9 protein-coding genes are annotated in these 21,392 nt (G+C 31.9%); 4 read left to right on the forward strand and 5 right to left on the reverse strand.

Going from position 1 to position 21,392, the window contains the following annotated elements:
• Positions 1-102: 102 nt before the first annotated feature.
• Positions 103-9,378 carry a T9SS type B sorting domain-containing protein gene (locus tag G8C41_RS07965; RefSeq protein ID WP_166007145.1) on the reverse strand — a complete coding sequence of 3,092 codons (9,276 nt, stop codon included), beginning with the start codon at positions 9,376-9,378 and terminating at the stop codon, positions 103-105.
• 288 nt (positions 9,379-9,666) lie between these two features.
• Positions 9,667-11,790, reverse strand: coding sequence for a Tex family protein (locus tag G8C41_RS07970; RefSeq protein WP_166007147.1), 2,124 nt, complete (start codon positions 11,788-11,790; stop codon positions 9,667-9,669).
• 305 nt (positions 11,791-12,095) lie between these two features.
• Between G8C41_RS07970 and rsmG the strand changes: the two genes are divergently transcribed.
• The 4 genes from rsmG to G8C41_RS07990 all read left to right on the forward strand — a co-directional run bounded on the left by rsmG (position 12,096) and on the right by G8C41_RS07990 (position 17,759).
• Positions 12,096-12,722 (forward strand): 16S rRNA (guanine(527)-N(7))-methyltransferase RsmG, encoded by a 627-nt coding sequence (rsmG, locus tag G8C41_RS07975; protein WP_166007149.1) that lies wholly within the window; start codon positions 12,096-12,098, stop codon positions 12,720-12,722.
• A gap of 4 nt (positions 12,723-12,726) precedes the next feature.
• Positions 12,727-15,696 carry a tetratricopeptide repeat protein gene (locus G8C41_RS07980; RefSeq protein WP_166007151.1) on the forward strand — a complete coding sequence of 990 codons (2,970 nt, stop codon included), beginning with the start codon at positions 12,727-12,729 and terminating at the stop codon, positions 15,694-15,696.
• 21 nt (positions 15,697-15,717) lie between these two features.
• Positions 15,718-17,466, forward strand: a complete 1,749-nt coding sequence (locus G8C41_RS07985) for a hypothetical protein (RefSeq protein WP_160565869.1) — start codon at positions 15,718-15,720, stop codon at positions 17,464-17,466.
• 71 nt (positions 17,467-17,537) lie between these two features.
• Positions 17,538-17,759 (forward strand): PspC family transcriptional regulator, encoded by a 222-nt coding sequence (locus G8C41_RS07990; protein ID WP_105296274.1) that lies wholly within the window; start codon positions 17,538-17,540, stop codon positions 17,757-17,759.
• Here the strand turns inward: G8C41_RS07990 and G8C41_RS07995 are convergent.
• The 3 genes from G8C41_RS07995 to G8C41_RS08005 all read right to left on the reverse strand — a co-directional run bounded on the left by G8C41_RS07995 (position 17,754) and on the right by G8C41_RS08005 (position 21,238).
• Positions 17,754-18,554: a rhomboid family intramembrane serine protease gene (locus G8C41_RS07995; protein WP_166007153.1), complete on the reverse strand. Its 801-nt coding sequence runs from the start codon at positions 18,552-18,554 to the stop codon at positions 17,754-17,756. The genes G8C41_RS07990 and G8C41_RS07995 overlap by 6 nt on opposite strands.
• 129 nt (positions 18,555-18,683) lie before the next feature.
• Positions 18,684-19,544, reverse strand: coding sequence for a DUF2911 domain-containing protein (locus tag G8C41_RS08000; RefSeq protein WP_166007155.1), 861 nt, complete (start codon positions 19,542-19,544; stop codon positions 18,684-18,686).
• An 11-nt stretch (positions 19,545-19,555) separates the two neighbouring features.
• Positions 19,556-21,238 carry a glutamine--tRNA ligase/YqeY domain fusion protein gene (locus G8C41_RS08005; protein ID WP_166007156.1) on the reverse strand — a complete coding sequence of 561 codons (1,683 nt, stop codon included), beginning with the start codon at positions 21,236-21,238 and terminating at the stop codon, positions 19,556-19,558.
• Positions 21,239-21,392: the final 154 nt, after the last annotated feature.

Below are 21,392 nucleotides of genomic sequence, written 5' to 3' on the forward strand. Positions count from 1 at the left end.
CTTTTGTATGTAAGCCGATAATATCAGTCGGCTTTTTTAAATTAAAAAAGACATTCGTAAATGAATGTCTTTTCTATTTTGTATTGTTTATAAGCAAACTCTTTATCGATCTGATTCATTGTAATTCCTTAACATAATCCAACCGGTAAATTCTCTCCCGTCGGCAATTGTAATTATGTACCAATAGGAAGATGTCGGCAGATTTCTGCCTAAATGTTTTCCGTCCCATACAAAACATGTATTAGAGGTTTCTTCAAAAACTTGTTTACCGTATCGGTCAAAGATTTTAACTTGAGAATTTTCGCCTTTAAACAAATCTAATCCGCATACTCTCCATGCATCGTTATAATTATCACCGTTGGGAGTTATCACATTATTAATTCCGAAAATTATTCCTTTGGATGTTATAGCATCACAAGAATTGGCAACAGAACGTACATAGAATGTATAAATTCCTTGTTTTAAATTAGTAAATGTGTTACTTCTTTGCCAATTTATCTTATCGATGGAATATTCCAACGGAGCCGGTCCATTTGCTATTACGGTTATATAATCTTTTCCTTGCTGTAATTCAACAATAATCGGTTCTTCCAATAATTTAACTTCTATTTGATGCGTAGTAGTACAGCTGATATTATAATTTAAAATTTTAGTATGTTCAACCGTATAAATACCTATGTCTCTAACATTTTCCAGATATTGACCGGTCCCAACTAATTTTCCTTTGAAATACCATCGGATTTGATCGTATCCATCATCTCCTGCGTCTAGTGTTGCAGCATATCTTGGACAGATATAAACTATTTCATTAGGAGGCGTTGGAGAAACATAAGGAATCAACTCTACTTTTGCTACCGATGGACAAAAATCATCATCTATATTATCCACACGAACATATACATATCCTTTATTACTTTTATAATTAGATAATTCGGGTTCTTGTATTTGTTTTGAAGGTTTACCCATTGCTTCATCTTTCAAGGCATTATTTGCATCCCTTTCGGTTCTATAAAAACGAATTGTTGAATTGGGTTGATTTTTAAATAAATGTTCAACTAACGGAAGTTGAAAATACGCGTATCCGTCTTTATCTCCATCACAAGCATATAGGGTAGCATCATTAAGTTCTACAGGATCATTGGTTTCAAATTCTATTTTTGTAATGCCGATACATTCGGTTTGAATATTTTTAATTCTACAATAAATTGAATCGGATAAATTAAAATATTTGTTTTTATCTAATACCCCTGTTCCGTTCAATGCTTTTTTATATCCTTCATGATAGGTAATTTCATATACGCGTTGATCTAAATAATTATGTCCTGATTTATCTTTAATTTTAGGATCAAGGTCTTTGAGTAACAGGTCATCATATTTTCCATTATTGTCTCCATCACATACAAATTGAGGTATCAGTTGTGGACGTGGCGTTTCTTTTTGGGTGATTATAATCGTTCCTTCATTTCCACATCCATTCTCTTTGTTTTCGAATTTGACTTTTATTTCTACTTTGTTTTCTCCTACAGGGGGTTCGTAATCGGTTAAAGCATTAGGTATTGCTCCTGATGTGTCTTCTACTCTGCCAATCTCTACTCCTTTGCTGTCTTGGAAAATTATTCGCATATCTTGTAAGAAGCTTTTTATTCTTGCTTCTTCTCCATTGGATGATAACATTGGATAAATCGAACTCCATAAATCTACTCGGGTTTTAATGCCTTGCGGTTCGTATTCACAAATGATCGGTTCGTCTTTTGCTACTTTTAAATATGGATATACGTAGAGTTTTACTTTCGATACTTCATCACAATAATTGCCTTCTTCGTCTTTTACTCTTACATAGATTTCATCTACTAGGTATAATCCTTCTTTATATAATTCTCTATTGGTATAGTTACTTATTTCAGGTTCGGTCAGGTGTGTATATATCCCTTTTGCTTCATTTTTAAAGGCTTCTTTGGCATCTGATTCATTTCTGTAATAACGATAATTGCTTGTCGGATAATTGCCCAGTAATTGTTCTGATTCATGTAGATTAAATATTTCTTTTGAATCGTCTTGGGAATCATCGCATTTTATTGATAAGCGTACTTCTTTGGGGATCGGTACATGGTTGGGATTTTTCTTAAACCATACTTCATTTATGCCTATACAACCACTCTCTTGGTTTAGTACTCGTACGTATAACGGGTTCAGGAAGTCCACAGTAAAGTACGTTTGTTTGTCTATCGGAATTATCATCGGATCATTTACTGCTAAGGCTTCGGACTGAGTGCGGTAATAGGTAATTTCTTGTTTCGCTGACGGGGCAATTACCAGATTATCTAAATCTTTTAGTAATACGTCATTATATTCTCCGTCTAAGTCTTCATCACACAGGGTATAGGTTACCTTATTGGGACGTGGCGTTTCTTTTTGGGTGATTATAATCGTTCCTTCATTTCCACAGCCGTTCTCTTTGTTTTCGAATTTGACTTTTATTTCTACTTTGTTTTCTCCTACAGGGGGTTCGTAATCGGTTAAAGCATTAGGTATTGCTCCTGATGTGTCTTCTACTCTGCCAATCTCTACTCCTTTGCTGTCTTGGAAAATTATTCGCATATCTTGTAAGAAGCTTTTTATTCTTGCTTCTTCTCCATTGGATGATAACATTGGATAAATCGAACTCCATAAATCTACTCGGGTTTTAATGCCTTGCGGTTCGTATTCACAAATGATCGGTTCGTCTTTTGCTACTTTTAAATATGGATATACGTAGAGTTTTACTTTCGATACTTCATCACAATAATTGCCTTCTTCGTCTTTTACTCTTACATAGATTTCATCTACTAGGTATAATCCTTCTTTATATAATTCTCTATTGGTATAGTTACTTATTTCAGGTTCGGTCAGGTGTGTATATATCCCTTTTGCTTCATTTTTAAAGGCTTCTTTGGCATCTGATTCATTTCTGTAATAACGATAATTGCTTGTCGGATAATTGCCCAGTAATTGTTCTGATTCATGTAGATTAAATATTTCTTTTGAATCGTCTTGGGAATCATCGCATTTTATTGATAAGCGTACTTCTTTGGGGATCGGTACATGGTTGGGATTTTTCTTAAACCATACTTCATTTATGCCTATACAACCACTCTCTTGGTTTAGTACTCGTACGTATAACGGGTTCAGGAAGTCCACAGTAAAGTACGTTTGTTTGTCTATCGGAATTATCGTCGGATCATTTACTGCTAAGGCTTCGGACTGAGTGCGGTAATAGGTAATTTCTTGTTTCGCTGACGGGGTAATTACCAGGTTATCTAAATCTTTTAGTAATACGTCATTATACTCTCCGTCTAAGTCTTCATCACACAGGGTATAGGTTACCTTATTGGGACGTGGTGTTTCTTTTTGGGTGATTATAATCGTTCCTTCATTTCCACATCCGTTCTCTTTGTTTTCAAATTTGACTTTTATTTCTACTTTGTTTTCTCCTACAGGGGGTTCGTAATCGGTTAAAGCATTAGGTATTTGACCTGATGTGTCTTCTACTCTGCCAATCTCTACTCCTTTGCTGTCTTGGAAAATTATTCGCATATCTTGTAAGAAGCTTTTTATTCTTGCTTCTTCTCCATTGGATGATAACATTGGATAAATCGAACTCCATAAATCTACTCGGGTTTTACTGCCTTGCGGTTCGTATTCACAGATGATCGGTTCGTCTTTTGCTACTTTTAAATATGGATATACATAGAGTTTTACTTTCGATACTTCATCACAATAGTTGCCTTCTTCGTCTTTTACTCTTACATAAATTTCATCTACTAGGTATAATCCTTCTTTATATAATTCTCTATTGGTATAGTTACTTATTTCCGGTTCGGTCAGGTGTGTATAAATCCCTTTTGCTTCATTTTTAAAGGCTTCTTTGGCATCTGATTCATTTCTGTAATAACGATAATTGCTTGTCGGATAATTGCCCAGTAATTGTTCTGATTCATGTAGATTAAATATTTCTTTTGAATCGTCTTGGGAATCATCGCATTTTATTGATAAGCGTACTTCTTTTGGGATCGGTACATGGTTGGGATTTTTCTTAAACCATACTTCATTTATGCCTATACAACCACTCTCTTGGTTTAGTACTCGTACGTATAACGGATTCAAAAAGTCTACAGTAAAGTACGTTTGTTTGTCTATCGGAATTATAGTCGGATCATTTACTGCTAAGGCTTCGGACTGAGTGCGGTAATACGTAATTTCGAGTTTCGCTGCCGGGGCAATTATCAGATTATCTAAATCTTTTAGTAATACGTCATTATATTCTCCGTCTAAGTCTTCATCACACAGGGTATAGGTTACCTTATTGGGACGTGGCGTTTCTTTTTGGGTGATTATAATCGTTCCTTCATTTCCACATCCATTCTCTTTGTTTTCGAATTTGACTTTTATTTCTACTTTGTTTTCTCCTACAGGGGGTTCGTAATCGGTTAAAGCATTAGGTATTTGACCTGATGTGTCTTCTACTCTGCCAATCTCTACTCCTTTGCTGTCTTGGTAGATAATTCGTAAAGAATTGAACATTCTATTTAAACGTGTTGGATCAGGAATGCCATTTGATTCAAGCATTGACCGGGATAATTCCCAAAGATTAATTTTTGATTTTGTAGCATCCGGTTCGTATTCGCAAATATCAACGGATTGATTTTCTACTTTTATATAAGGATATACTTTTATTTTAATCTTTGCTATACTATCGCATTGAATTCCTTTGCTATCCTTTACTCTGACAAATACTTCATCAAATGTATAAAATCCATCTGTAGTTATCACTCCGGTTTGGTAAGCATTTGGATTTGCAACAGCATTACTGATCTCTCCTTTTCGTGCTTGATTTTCATCTTTATAATATTCAAATTGAACATCGGAAGAACTACTAATCCGGTTAGAAACAGAAGTTAGGTCAACGAAGGATTTATCCTGACCGTCCATACATCCTATTATTTCAACTTCCTGTTTATCCAGCGATAGGCGTGGATTTACATTTACCGAAATAGCAGTAATGGTCGGACAAGTTTTATCTTTTTTATCTATTCTGACATATATTGTATAAAAGGGATTGTCTGGAGGAACACTGGTAAATTCATTATGTTTGATGGTAAAGTTTACAGGCGATACCTCATTCTTATGTTCTTCTGCATCTTGTTTCGTTCTATAGTAAGTAAAATCATATTCCGAATTGATAAAGGACAAAGATTCTCCGGTAATAATATTAGTTTTGTAATCATCTAAATTGCTGATTACATACTTGCCGTCTATGGTTCCATCGGTTTCATCACAAATATCTATAAAGTGTACATTGGCTTTAGGAACTAAAGAAATTAAAAATTCTACTTTACGGATAATTAAACACCCTGTTTTATGGTAAATAAACTTAACCCAAACTTCATCTCCTCCTGAAACTTCATATTCTTCTAAATTTGCCTCAGGTATATCTATCCCATAAATTGCGTTGTACTTACTTGCATGATAGGAAACAGTAAAATCACTCAATGTATATGAACTTCCAATCATTTGAGATGGATAATCCTTTAAGTTAACTTTTACCTTTTTTTCTTCATTACATAATAAGGTAGCAAAATGATTTACCTCTAATTCAGGATATGCTTCAACTTCTATAGGGGCAATTGAAAAACAGTTACTTTTTATATTTCTTACTCTAACCCAAAAAGTGGTTGGAAATCGGGTAACCGAAGCACTCCCCCAAATACGATTTTGATTTTTAAGTGCATCATCCTCGCTAGTAAAATAAATAAATTCAAAATCCTTACTATTTATGTTGGAATCAAGAAAAAGGCTATTATAATTTCCCAATTGAATATTTTCATAGATGCTGTCTTGATCATTTTTTGTGTTATTATTGCATATGGTAACACTTACATTTTGCTTTAAAATGGGAGATTCAATTAATGAAAAATTTAACATAAAATAATCAGAACAATCTTTGGTTTTAATCTTTACCCAAATTTTTGTGGAGTTGGTTACATCAAATTCACTAACCGGATTAGTCCCATTTTTTGCATCATTTTCTGTTACATAATATTCATAATCCATTTGATTCGTCAACTTTGAATTATTGGATATAAGTGGGGCCGTTACCAGTTGATATAAATTTGATGAATTGATTTTTTCTGTTCCGTTATTTCCAAAATCACATATATAGATGTTTGGATTACTAACTGTCGGTACAGGAATTAAGTTTATTGTAACTCGAATAATCTTAAAACACTTAGTTACCGGATCCTCCACTCTCATGCATATCTCATTATTGGTAATATTTGTTGTCGTATTTACCAGATACTTTATTGGAGTATTGCTATTCGTATACGTTCCTAACAATTCACCGGGAGCATCTATTTCATATTCCGCATCGTATATCAACCGATAAAATTGAATGGTTGTCCCTTTTGAATCAAGTATGATTTTAGACAAATCTACTTCTTCTTTATAGTCATCCCCTATGTCACAAATCTCTAAGTCTGTATATTCAGGCAATTGTACGGAGGGCACTAAATTAAATTTAATCTCTACAATAATGGGACATTGGTTTTTAAATTCTAATTTGACAAATGCCGAAAAAATTCCTTGTCCAATTTGAAATTTAGCAGGATTTGTAATCGTTGCTTTACCCCCGTCGTGTGCTTCATTTTTGGTTTTATAATACCTTAAATTTTTTATATCTTTTATAGGAGTTTTTAAACTTGATAACTGATCTTGAGTAAGAAGTTCTTCCAGCTTGTTTGGATCAGTCTTTTTAGAACCTTTTATAAATTCTAATATATTAACAACCTCAATTCCATCATCATTAAAATCACAAATAGTATGCGGACCCAATACTTTTTCTTCAATTGTTATCAAATTGAATTTCAAATCATAAGCATAGCTGCATCGATTATATCGGACTGCAGGATATATTATTTTTGGATTTTCAGCCGAAGTTAGATCAAAACTCTTTTTAATCATTCCTTTTTCATGTTTAGGATCTGCCAAATACATATCCCGATCGTGCTGATTGTCAAAAAATACAATTTTATCATCTGAATCATTTCCAAAGGATGGATGTGAATATGAATAAGTATAAAGATCTTTAAGTAAATCTTCGTAATCTTTTAAGTATATTTTCTCGACACGATCATTGTATGTGTCGCATATATCAAATTCCCTCTTATATAATGTTTGATTTTTAGATACGAAGATAGTTATTGAGCTTACTGCTATAATTCCGCTTTTTTTAATCTTATATTTTAAATAAATAGTTGGTTTAGCCGGTGCCTCTACACTATAGATATAGCCGGGTGATGATTCCTTTAATTTAAGTTTATCCGTACATGCCAAATCTTTATAAAAACCTTCAATCTCAATATCTTGAGGAGTTAATGAAGTACCGGACAAAAAGTTAGGAAGATACGATTCTAAATTTACTTCTTCAGTATCATTGGCATTACATATAGTTGGATAAGGCAATCCATCTCCGATGCCGCCGCCACCGCCGCCGCCGCTATCGCTACAATCTCCGATGGCTCTTAAAACCAATTTTGTTTTTACTTCTCCACAAAAATCCGGATGAGTCGCTTTGATGTAAATAGTGTTATTTAATCTCAACATACAATTATCCGGATTTACAATTTCGTTGCTGTAATAGGAATCTTTATAGTATTTCCATTTTACGGTAGTATGTGAAGGATTGATCGGAGAATTTGTTAGTAAGTTAGAGTTATATTTAGTTAGATCCAACATCACGGATTGACCTTCTCTAACATTGCAAATTTCAGCTAAATACTCTTCTAACTCTAATTTTTTAACCAATTTTACAGTAAATGCGATTAAGGTATAACACGACTTATCCCTTATGGATTTATTCCATGCTTTAAGGTAAAACTTTACGCTATCATCGTCAGTTCCTGATAAATCAATCGGGTAATTACGTATAACAACATCGGGCAATTCTCTCATCTGATCATCCAGTATTATATACTCTGTAGTCCGTTTATTTATTCCGTAATTAAAATTATTCAGGTTCACATTCTCTATGTCGTCATTTCCTTCATCGCAAACAATGAATTGCTGGTTATCTTTTAAATCAGGCCTCTTATTTAATTTAAGATTTATCTCTGTAGAAACAAAACAAACTCCGCTTTTCAATACTTTTACATAGACCGTCATATCATCAGAAAAAGTAAAGGATTTTGCTTCTTCATCTGAAATCTGATTAGTTAAATTTTTATACCTGTAATAGGTAAATTTTAAAGTTGGATCCGGGTTTATCAGTTGCTGATATGAGGTTAAATCAACTGTATAACTTTCTCCTTTATTAATACAAAAAGGTGGGGGTGATTGTTTTACTGCCGTAGGATATTCTTTGCTAAACTTCACCTGTAGGGTATCCGTAAGTGAAAAACTATTACATCCATTATAAGTAACCTTTGCTATAAAGTAATTGTTGGTGGTGGATTTGACTACCCAAGTATCACCCCAATTACTTGGACTTGAAGAATTTCCTTCATACCAAGTAACAGAAATATCCGTATTTCCATTCGGTGTAAATCTCCATGCTTCTTTTTTTGCTTCCCAATCTCCCCTATTTCTTCCCGGGGGAGAAACTCCAATGTATCCATTGGAATTGATGATCCCTATTAAAGCGTTTTTATCTTTAGTGGTCCTGGGGTTTTTACTTTTATTTCCAACATATATATCTATGATATTAAAAGTTTCATACAAAACAATTTGTGAAGATGAATAAATCCGATCCGGTCCGTATTGTTTTAAATTATCAAAATTAATAATGAATTTTCTATAGGGAGCTTTCCCTTCATAAGCAACTTTTACCTTGCTCGGTGTGGTATTATTCATGTCGTGATAAACACCAAATATTGAATTTTTAGGTAATCCGGAATTTGGATTATTACCTGAAATAATATACGGGCATTCTTTATTTTTTTGCGACAGGTCAAAGCTGACTACTCCATTATCACTGACAATAATTTGATTATAACTTTTTCCATAAAAACAAAAATTAAAACCTATATCGATGATATCGTTACCAAAAACATCATCGTTTTTACCATTGGAGTTACCGGTTGATACCGGAGTACCCTTGGTAAAATCTACATTTGAAGGATATTGAATGGAAGAAACTTCATATTTATTGGTTTGTTTGATTATAGGATAATCTACACTTAGTTTAATGTTTTTATTTCTAAAAAACTTATAATCACAGTCAACATACACAGTATCTGAATTTCCATTATGATCTTTGATCGAGATCTTGGGTTCTTTAAAATCCTGTGAAAAAATTTTACCAATAAAAAATATTAAAATAACGAACGAATAAAGGTTTTTCATTTTTTAATTTTATTTATATTATTTAACTAAATAATACCCTATTAAATCAGATTTTATGATAAATACGGATAATGAATGGATAAAGATATTAATTCTTATTTTTTTTTACTACTATTAGAGCAATAATTATATAATTTAAAAGTTTTGAAGTGTTTTATATTTATATATACTTTTTATTTTATGTGATAAAAATATAGTATATGTATTTTAAAAAATTAAAATAATTATATAATCTATAATAGAACCTATATTTTTATCCAAAGATCTTTTATTAACCTTTTAATCAATTTAATCAATCATAGATAATTGTATTCTCTTTCGTTCCTTATCTATATCGATTATTTTTACTTCTACATGTTGATGAAGATGCACGACTGTGCTAATGTCTGTTATGAAATCATTGCATACTTTAGAAAGATGAACTAATCCATTCTCTTTAATTCCTATATCTACAAAACAACCGAAATTAGTGATATTATTGATTATTCCGGGAACTTTCATTCCAGGTTTTAAATCATCGATGGTTTTTAAAGAAGGATCGAAAGTAAACATTTTTACTTGTGTTCTTGGGTCTAGACCGGGTTTTTCCAATTCTTTACAAATATCTTCCAAAGTTAAAATCCCTACTTCTTCGTTTACGTAATTGTTTAAATTTATTTTTTGAATTAGTTCTTTATTTCGGATTAAATCTCCCAATTTTACTCCTAAATCTTTCGCCATTTTCATAACTAGTGAATAGCTTTCGGGATGAACAGCGGAATTGTCTAAAGGATTTTCAGATGTCGGAATTCTTAAGAATCCGGATGCTTGTTGAAATACTTTTTCACCAAGTCTGGGAACTTTTTTCAGATCTTGTCTGGTTGAAAATGCTCCCATTTCCGAACGGTACTGAACAATATTTTCTGCCATCTTTTCTCCTATCCCCGAAACATAAGACAATAAGGATTTACTGGCTGTATTAAGGTTAACCCCTACACTGTTTACGCAAGATATAACAACTGCATCCAGTTCTTTTTTCAATAATGATTGATCTACATCGTGTTGATATTGTCCCACTCCTATGGCTTTAGGTTCTATTTTTACCAATTCGGCAAGTGGATCTGACAACCTTCTTCCTATGGAAACTGCTCCTCTTACCGTAACGTCATAGGATGGAAATTCTTCCCGAGCCAATTTAGATGCAGAATATACGGACGCCCCGGCTTCATTTACTACAAAAACTTTTAGGGTACGATCAAAAGCTATGGATTGTATTAATCGTTCTGTTTCTCGGGAGGCTGTACCATTACCTATGGATATGGCTTCAATTTTATAGGCATTAATTAAAGATTTAATTTTTTTTATTGATTCTTTGGTTTCTTTTTGGGGAGGATGAGGATATATGGTATCATTGTGTAATAAATTACCATTTTCATCTAAACAAACCAACTTACAACCTGATTTATATCCGGGATCAATTGCCAGTATCCTTTTTTCCCCCAAAGGAGATTGCAGTAATAATTGTTTTAAATTGGATGAAAACACTTGAATGGCTATTTGGTCGGCTGACTCTTTGGCTTTCTGGAAAACTTCATTACTTAGCGCCGGTTCTAATAAGCGTGAAAAAGAATCTTTTATTGCTAAAAGTAGTTGATCTTTAATTATTTTTTCATGAGTTTTAATTATATATTTGCTTATTATATGTAAGGCTTCCTCTGAGTCAACTTTAACTTTAACGCGTAGAATTCCTTCCTTTTCCCCTCGTAAGATTGCTAAAAACCGATGTGATGGCGAACGTTTTAAATTTTCAGAAAATTCAAAATAATTTGAAAATTTTTGTGCTTCTTTTTCCTCCTCTTTTCCTTTAATCAGCTTAGATTCCAATACGGCATTTTGTTGAAAAAAACGTCTTAAATTTGAACGTACATAATTATTTTCGTTAATCCATTCCGCAATAATATATCCGGCACCTTGAAGAGCATCATCTACTGACAATACCTCATCTGAGGTGTATTTTGAAGCTAATAGGGTTAAATCTGAAATCGGTTTTTGCGCCATTAAGATTTTTGCTAAAGGTTCTAAACCGTTTTCAATTGCAACAGACGCCTTTGTTTTTCTTTTCTTTTTATAGGGTAAGTAATAATCTTCTAAAAGAGTAAGTTCGAAACAATTTTCTATTTTTTTCTTAAATTCTTCGGTTAATGCTCCTTGTTCGTCAATACTTTTTAAAATAAATTCCTTACGTTTTTGAATTTCTTCAAAATCTGTTTTTAACTTAGATATATTGAATAATTGAACTTCATCCAGATTTCCGGTCATTTCCTTTCTATAACGGGCAATAAAGGGTATGGTATGATCTTCGTTTAATAATTTTACCGTATTTTCTATGCTTTTTTGAGAGATATCAATTCGTTTCTGAATGAAGGAAATCATATTTATAGTAATTATTTTATATTTAAGTAGTGTAGGTTCGTTTTTTATTTTATAAAAATAGGTAATATAAATTAATTGTCGAATCAAAAATAACTTGCTTTCAAAATAAATTATAATTTATATTAATAGCATTCCAATTAAATTTTATCTTTACCATCTGATCTTTATAAATTTTGTTTAATGACTTTAAAAAGTCTTCTTCTTACTCTTAAACCCTTATTTTTGTTGTAATAAAAGCAAATGTCTATTATAAAATAGAGTCTTATATTATTAAAACTTATATTTTTGTATATCTATTAATACCCATGACAAACTTAATACAAAAGTATTTTCCGGAGATAACTGAAAAACAATTGCATAGTTTCGAAAAACTCCCTGATTTGTATTCAAATTGGAATGAAAAAATCAATGTTATATCAAGGAAAGATATAGATTCTTTACTTGAAAAACATGTCCTTCATTCTTTGGGAATAGCAAAAGTAATGCAGTTCGCTCCTTCGACCAAAGTTTTGGATATTGGTACAGGTGGCGGATTTCCGGGGATACCTTTAGCTATACTTTTTCCGGAATCTCAATTTACTTTGGCCGACTCCATTGGAAAAAAAATTAGGGTTGTTAATGAAATTGCACAAGAATTACAGTTAGAAAATGTCATTGGTATTCATACACGAGCCGAAAAAATTAAAGAGAAATTTGATTTTGTAGTAAGCCGAGCGGTTACCCAAATGCCTGTTTTTATGTCTTGGGTTAAAGGAAAATTTACATCTAAGAATATCAATAGTTTACAAAATGGCGTTTTATATTTAAAAGGAGGAGATCTAACTGAAGAATTGAAAAATTTTCCCGAGGCTACACTCTATGAGTTAAAAGATTATTTTGAAGAGGAATTTTTTAAAACTAAAAAAGTCGTTTATATTAAAAATATGCACTAAAGTTATGCGAAAAAAAATCCAATGGCTTATCCCATTATTAGGAGCAAATTTATTTGTGAATGCTCAATTATCTGAAATTTATTATAACAATTACCAGATAAGCAACGCAAAGGAATTATATGAAAATGAAGCCTATAGAGGAACTCAATATATAATTAATGATTTAATTAACTTTTCTAATCTGAGATCTTATCAATTGGAAATTGCCAATTTTTACGATGCTCTGATAAGCCTCATCTTACAAGATGAAGAAGCAGAAAAGAAATTTGATGCTTTTACCAATAAATATCCGCAAAGCGTATTAACTGAAAGAGCTCACCTCCAATTGGGAAATTACTATTTAATACATCAGGATTATTTTCGCGCAGCAGAAGAACTCTCTAAAGTAGCTATAGATAAACTTCCTCCTAATAAAAGAGCCAATCAATACATCAAACTCGGGTATGCTCAATTTATGAATCAGGATTTTGAAAATGCTGAAAAAAACTTGGAAAAAGGATCCTATAGCAACCAATACAAAAATCAAATAGACTTTTTGTTAGGTCATATAGCTTATGCTAACGGTGAGCATATTGAAGCTAAGAAAAAATTCACATCCTTATTAAATCAACCGGAATTTACCGAAAAAATCAAGCCTTATATGGTTCAGATTTATTTTAATGACGGTGAATATGATTCTGCCATATCAACCGGTAAAACTTTATTAGCTTCTAATCAATATCCTGAGTTAAAAAACGAGATAATAAAAATTATAGGAGAAAGCTATTTCAAATTAAAAAAGTATGCCGAAGCCGAACCCTATCTTTCATCTTATATAAAAAATAGTGCTTCTCCAACTTTGAGCGATTATTATCAAATGGGATATGTTTTGTATCAAGCCAAAAAATATGAAGAAGCAGTTACTTATTTTAATAAAATAACTGTTGGAGATATTTCTCCCATTTCGCAAAATGCATATTACCAATTGGGAAATTCATACCTGAAAACAAATAAAAAGAAAGAAGCTTTAACGGCTTTCAAAGCTGCTTCTGAAATGGATTTTGACAAAAAAATTCAAGAAAATGCCTATTTAAATTATGCGAAATTGAGCTATGAAGTAGGTAATCCTTATAAGCCTGTTTCCAAAGTTTTAAATACCTATTTAAAAAGATATCCTGCTTCCAAGCATCAATCGGAAATCAATGAATTGTTGGTTAAATCATATATTAATTCCGGAAATTTCTCAGAAGCCTCTCAACTTCTATCTTCCATACCCAATAAATCTTCGGAGTTGAAACTTAAAGAGCAAGAAGTTGCTTATGCCTACGGAGTACAATTATACAATCAGGGCAAAATAGAATCGGCTTCTCAAGAATTCGAAAAAGCCATACTTTTAAAAAATAATTCTCAATTTTATGCTCGTTCACTCTATTGGTATAGCGATTGTCAATACCAATTAGGAAATTATCAAAATGCTATTGATAAATTACAACTTTTGCAAAATTCCGGAATTACCATACCGGAAAGTTCGCAAGTGATGTATCAAAAAGGATATTCTTATTTAAAATTGAAGAATTTCGATTTGGCAGCAGTTTCATTTCAAGAATATCTTAAAAATCCAAAGCAAGAATTTAAAGCAGATGCAGAATTACGTCTTGCCGATGCATTATTAGGCAGCAATCAGCTTAACCAAGCAATTCAAATGTATGATCAAGCGTATACCTCTTCTATCGAAGACAGAGAATATTCTCAATATCAAAAAGCTATTGTATATGGTCTGCAAAAAGATTATAAAAATAAAATTGTTGAACTTGAAAAGTTCATTAAAGCATATCCAAAATCGGAAAAAATTAACGATGCTTATTTTGAATTAGGTACAGCGTACGCTGAAACTGAAAATTACCAGAATTCTAATAATTATTTTCAGAAAGTTATCAGTTCTTCCAAAAATAATGACTTAGTGGTTATGTCATATCTCGGTATTGCTGATAATTTGACCAGTTTAAAAGAATATCAAAAAGCTATTGTAAATTATGGAACTATTGCCGATAATTATCCTAAAACCGATTATGCCCTCCAAGCTATTACCGGAGCTAAAACTGCATTTATTGAAAGCGGTAAAGAAAATGAATATATTGACTGGGCATATAGAAAAGGCTATAATATGGACCGTGCGGAAGCTGAAGAATTATCTTTTATGTCTGCTCAAAAGAAATTTTTATCTAAAGATTACTCTGCAGCCTCTCAAGAATTTGCGACTTTTTTAACTAAGTTTCCAACTACAAATCGTAAAATAACCTCTCTCTATTATTTAGGAGAAAGTTATTTTCAGCTAACTAATTATAATCAAGCGTTAGAGGCATTAAAAGAAGTTTCAGAATCATCCAATGAATTCCAGGAAGATGCTTTGGTTAGACTTTCTCAAATTTATATAAAACAAGAAAAAGACGAAGCTGCTCAAAATTCACTAGAATCTTTGTATAAAATTACTTCCAATCAGAACTATAAATCTTTCGCCGAATTAGAATTGATGTATATCTATTCCGATCATAAAGAATATACTAAGGCTAATGAAATGGCTATAAAAGTAATGAATAATTCCAAAAATCCTTCTACTGTAAAAGAACAAGCCACTTTGATAAAAGCACGCAGTTTATACAATTCGGGAAAAATAAATGACGCAAAATCAGTATTTACAACTCTTGAACAATCTAAAAACAATGCGGTAAAAGCTGAGGCCTTATACTATAATGCATTATTTAAAAATAAAGATAAAAAATACGATGTTAGTAATTCCGTAATATTTAATTTAACATCTAAATATTCTGATCAGCAGTATTGGGGAGCTAAAGCTCTTCTTATAATGAGCAACAATTATCTAAACCTTAAAGATAATTATCAGGCTACTTATATATTGGAGCAAATTATAGAAAATTATAAAGAGTTTCCGGATGTTGTTCAAGATGCCCAAACTCAACTTAACCATATTAAATAATTATATCTCGTTTTGAAGTTTATGAATACTCAATATAAAATACTGATTTTAATTTTAATAGCAACTATTTCAACCACATCAGGATATTCTCAAATTAAAGAAGAAATATTAACCATTGGAAAAAAGAAAAATCCGAATGTTAATGTAAAAAATATTGAGAAAAAGAAAACAGATCCGGATAAATATCCACCGTCTAATGAAAAAAACTCAGTAAAAAAAGATTCACTGAATTATACAATTATTGATGTTCCTGCTGTTTCTGAATTTCAAACGTCTCAACTGCCTCCCCAATCCTTAAACACTGATTTTACTAATTCATATTATGACAATCATGCTAAGTTAGGTTATGGAACCAGAAATACAGTACTGGGGGATTTATATTTTAATTATCCGATAAATAATAATTTGACCGGTATCAAATTGTCTGCACTTTCTACCGATGGTCCTAAAAACAAATACGATTGGAAAACTTCTTCTTCAACAATTGATGCAGAAGCTTTTTACATTTTTAAATTAAAAACGGGAAAATTACATTTTGCGGGAAATTATACCTATAATGGAACTAATTATTACGGTCTTAACACACCGGAAATACATGCAACTCCCCACATGAATTTAAGGCAAAATACCAATCAACTTACCTTTAAATCCGATTATGACATGTATAGTAATAATTATTTAGACAAAGCTTCTTTAAAAGCCGGATATATGTGGGACAAATTTGATTCAAATGAAACTTTTGTAGACTTAAAAGCAAAGCTGGCTAAGAGTTCCGAAAATGCAAATCTTATGCTTCCCGGTTTAAATTTTGGCGTGGAAGCAGATGTATTATTTAATTATACTTATACGCATTTTGGATTGGACACAAAAGATAAATATTCATTTTTAACTGCCGGATTTTCTCCTGTGTTACGAATTTCCAGTCAAGGTTCTTATTTAAAAGTGGGTGCTAATATTGCCTATAATGGCGAATTGGAAGGTAATAATACAAAAATTTTCTTCCATCCCAAAGCTGAATTTTTATTCAATGCTGCCAGAGAAATTAATGTATATGCCGGTATTGATGGCGGTTTAAAACTTAATAATATGTCCGACTTATTTTCGGAAAATCCGTATTTATACTCCAATCAATTGTTAAGACCTACCAATATATTATATAAAGTTTATGGAGGGGTTAAAGGGGATATAGATGAAAGCATTAAGTACGAAGCGGAAGGATCATTCAGTAAAGCCGAAAACCTTTATTTTTTCATGAGAAATCCTTATGACCTTACCTTGCCTTCTGTATTAAAGGCCTATAACCGATTAAATACCTTTAATGCTGTGTACGATGATGGTAATATTATTACTGTTAAAGGTGCTTTACAATATTTTTGGACCGGAGATTTGACTATTGGATTGGAAGGAGAATATCATAATTACAATCTGGATGAGCTTAAACATGCTTATAATTTACCAAATTTTAAAGTAGGGTTAGATAGTAATTATAAAACTTTAGAAGATAAATTAAAATTAGAAGCAAAATTATTTTTTACCGGTGAGCGTAAGAGTAATTATTTTTATTACGATCCTGCTTCTTCATCTGTTAGGGAGGGAATAACTACTTTAGACAGTTATGTAGACCTTAATCTTTCGGCTTCATATAAATTATATAAGAATTTTTCACTATTTGTTAATGGAACTAATTTATTCAGTAAAAATTACGAACGCTTTCAAGGTTATAAAGTCTTAGGAGCTCAAGTATTGGGAGGTATTTTGGTTCAATTTTAGCGAATTGATAATAGTAATTAAAAAATTGTAATTTTTTACTTTAGATGAATTAATTTAATAAATACTTTTTTATGATAGAAAAATTACGCACCCTATTTGAAGCAAACGGATTTGAAGTAATTTCACGTGTATCGGAAAAATTCGGAGTACGGGCGTCTAAATTAAGACTTTTATTTATCTACTTGTCATTTATTACTTTAGGTGGAATTTTTGCTTTATATCTTACCGGAGCATTTTTTCTATGGATTAAAGACAGCATTATCACTAAACGACCTTCGGTTTTTGATCTATAGTTTCTCTTGATTTTTCAAAGAATCTATTTCATCTTCGTGATGGACATTGTCTGTTTTATTTATCTCTGAAGTCGGATCAGATTTCGAAGGGTCTTCTTCATGAAAATATTCAGGATATTCCAATTGATATTTTTCCCAAAGTTTTTCATCATCAGAATGATCATATTCATCCTTATCCCATTGAGGTTTCTCTCTTTTTTTGCCTATTCTTCTCAACATATAAGCTAATATAAACCCGGTTACTGCTCCCGACAGATGACTTTCCCAGGAAATAGGCCGATCATCGTATATGCCTAAAAGTTCTCTGGGAAATATTCCCCAAACTAAACTCCCATATAAAAAAACGACAATCAATGAAACTGCCAGTAAGGTTTTTTCATGCCTGAAAATTCCACTAAAAAAAAGAAATGAAGCCAAAACATAGATAATACCGCTGGCTCCTACATGGCAAGATAAAACGGAAGAATTTAATAAAGAAAAATTAGGTAGTAACCAAACCACAAAACCGGATATAATCCATCCATTTAGTAAAACGAAATATGCCAATTTTTCATAAAACTGAAAAGTAAAAAATGTTAATACAAATAAAGGAATAGTATTACTGAGTATATGGGTAAGGTTTCCATGAAATAACGGTGATAGTAGTACTCCTCTCAACCCTTTTAGATTAAGAGGTATGATTCCATAACATTCTTTGAAAACCAATAAATTTTGCAATAGAAATACCAACCATATGGCACCGACTAATACGATCGGAATAATAATAGCTTCTTTATGGATCGGAAATTTATGCATTTACCTTATTTATAAATACAAATTTGAACAGATTGTAAAATCCAAAAAATTTATCTTCTATAAATTATATACTACTAAAAAACGGTAAGAAATCTCTTACCGTTCTGATTTTTTTTTAACATTAATATTTTATAATATTTTTTTCCATTCTTTAATAGATTCGTTATTTAATCTAATGTAATCTTTATTACCTTCTTTTTGAGCTCCATCTAAAGATTTCTCAGCTGAATCTATTGCCCCTTTTATATCTCCTAACTTAGCTTGAATTTGCGATTTAACTCTGTAATACCAATAAGGGGATTCTCCTTGCTTTAAATCAATGGCTCTATTGATCCAATTTAAAGCTTTCTTCATATCTCCATTAGATTGTAAATAATAATTGGCTGAAGCATAATAGGCATTAGCATCTGCTCTTGGGTTGGATAATATACCGTCAATACTTGCATTTGCTATTTTTTGTGTCGGTACATGGAAAGTTACATCTACCAAAACCTGATCCCACATAAATTGTAAATGTGCGGAATTATCTGAAAGATTATTTATTCCTATAGTAAATGATTCCACTGATTCTGCCAATTTTTTAACCGGTACCGTTGTTTTTAAAACCACTTTTTTATCGTCCCATTTTTCAGGTGTTCCCCAATTTTCTGAATCGGAATAAAAAATTACATCCCAGCTATCTTCACGGGGGATTGTATATATTGCATATTTACCTTTAGGAATAGTTTTTCCATCAATCTCAACATCATCCCCAAACTTAATGGTTGTATTTTCATTAGCCCCTGTTCTCCAAACTTGGCCGTAAGGTACCAATCCGCCAAAAATTACCCTTCCTTTTTTATTAGGTCGAGAATATTCATATTCAACATCTGTTAAACCTACCATTTGTTCAACCTCCGCTTTTAAACTTGCTGCCGGAGTTTTTACTTGTTGAGCTTCACTGAAAAGTGAAAAAGAAGAAAGAGCAATTAAAAAGATTATTTTTTTCATAATTTAAAACTTTATTTATTAGCGATTTTCGCCCAGGTATCTTTTAATGTTACAGTTCTGTTAAAAATTAGATGATTTTCTGTTGAATCGTCATCGACTGCAAAATACCCAAGTCTTTGGAATTGATATTTTGTTCCAATTTTTGTACCATTTAAGCCGGGTTCTGCAAAACCATGAATAGTTTTTAAAGAATCCGGATTTAAAAAATTTAAAAAGTCACCTTCTTGTGTATCCGGAGATTCTTCTTTAAATAATCGATCATAGATTCTCACTTCTATAGGTAATGCGTGTTTAACGGATACCCAATGCAAAGTACCTTTCACTTTTCGCATGCTTTCTTCTGTTCCGCTTCCGCTCTTACTTTTATCGTCATACGTGCAATAAATGGTTTGTATTACACCGTTTTCGTCTTTTTCTACAGATTCTGCTTTAATTATATAAGCTCCTTTTAATCGGACTTCTCCTCCTAAGGTCAATCGGAAAAATTTCTTAGGAGCTTCTTCCATAAAATCTTCTCTTTCTATATATATTTCTCTTGAGAAAGGAACTTCTCTTTCTCCTGCTTCCCTATTCTCCGGATTGTTTTCAATAGTAACATTTTCTTCTGAGTTTTCCGGATAATTAGTGATTACAACTTTCACCGGATTGACCACAGCCATGACTCTTGGAGCAATCTTATTAAGATGATCTCTTACCGTGAATTCTAATAAAGCAAAATCAATAATGTTGTCTCTTTTAGCCACTCCTACTCGTTCCATAAAATCTTTAATAGCTTCAGGAGTATATCCTCTTCTTCTCATACCCGATACGGTAGGCATTCGCGGGTCATCCCAACCGGATACATAATTTCCTTCTACTAAACGCAATAATTTTCGTTTACTCGTAATCGTATAACTTAAATTTAATCTTGCAAATTCACGCTGCTTACTTTTAACTTTTGATGGATCGTATACTTGATCCAAAAACCATTCATATAAAGGTCGGTGATTTTCAAATTCAAGAGAACATAAAGAATGAGAAACCTGCTCTATGTAATCTGATTCTCCATGTGTCCAATCGTATAAAGGATATATACACCATTCGTTACCGGTTCTTTGATGATGTTTTTTTAAAATACGATACATTACCGGATCCCTCATATTCATATTCGGGGATTTCATGTCTATTTTTGCGCGAAGTACACAACTTCCTTCCTCAAATTCTCCTTCTTTCATTCTTTGGAAAAGATCAAGGTTTTCTTCGATACTCCTGTTTCTGTAAGGACTTTCGATACCTTCTTCAAAAGGATTTTTTTTCTGCACATTCATCTCTTCCGAAGTCTGATTATCAACATATGCTTTTCCTTCTTTAATTAATTTTATAGCCCAATCATATAACTGTTGAAAATAATCAGAAGCATAACATTCCTTATCCCAAGTATATCCCAGCCATTCTACATCCTTTCTAATCGCGTCAACATATTCTTGATCTTCTTTAACCGGATTAGTGTCATCAAATCGTAAATTAACGGGTACATTATATTTCTGACCCAATCCGAAATTTATCCAAATGGCTTTGATATGGCCTACATGAAGATAGCCGTTAGGCTCAGGTGGAAATCTAAACCTTAATTTCTCTTTAGGAAAACCATTTTCTAAATCTTCTTCAATTATCTGCTCTAAAAAATTTAAAGATTTTTTTTCTTCTTGGTGCATAATATAATATAGTTATAGACGTACAAATTTAAATCATTTTTAAAATTATTCTCCATATAATATTTTAAACGTACTAAATATTTCTTTAGCTTTATTTTTAATCAGATAAGATTTTAAAAATATTGAAAATTTTCGATATGTCTTAAATTTCATC

The sequence above is a fragment of the Apibacter sp. B3706 genome (assembly GCF_011082725.1).
GTDB lineage: Bacteria > Bacteroidota > Bacteroidia > Flavobacteriales > Weeksellaceae > Apibacter.

Bases quoted from the DNA above. Each gene is read 5' to 3' on its own strand.
- G8C41_RS07990 (WP_105296274.1), top strand. From the start codon at position 17,538: ATGATAGAAAAATTACGCACCCTATTTGAAGCAAACGGATTTGAAGTA.
- rsmG (WP_166007149.1), top strand. From the start codon at position 12,096: ATGACAAACTTAATACAAAAGTATTTTCCGGAGATAACTGAAAAACAA.
- G8C41_RS07970 (WP_166007147.1), bottom strand. From the start codon at position 11,790: ATGATTTCCTTCATTCAGAAACGAATTGATATCTCTCAAAAAAGCATA.
- G8C41_RS07965 (WP_166007145.1), bottom strand. From the start codon at position 9,378: ATGAAAAACCTTTATTCGTTCGTTATTTTAATATTTTTTATTGGTAAA.
- G8C41_RS08005 (WP_166007156.1), bottom strand. From the start codon at position 21,238: ATGCACCAAGAAGAAAAAAAATCTTTAAATTTTTTAGAGCAGATAATT.
- G8C41_RS07985 (WP_160565869.1), top strand. From the start codon at position 15,718: ATGAATACTCAATATAAAATACTGATTTTAATTTTAATAGCAACTATT.
- G8C41_RS07980 (WP_166007151.1), top strand. From the start codon at position 12,727: ATGCGAAAAAAAATCCAATGGCTTATCCCATTATTAGGAGCAAATTTA.
- G8C41_RS08000 (WP_166007155.1), bottom strand. From the start codon at position 19,544: ATGAAAAAAATAATCTTTTTAATTGCTCTTTCTTCTTTTTCACTTTTC.
- G8C41_RS07995 (WP_166007153.1), bottom strand. From the start codon at position 18,554: ATGCATAAATTTCCGATCCATAAAGAAGCTATTATTATTCCGATCGTA.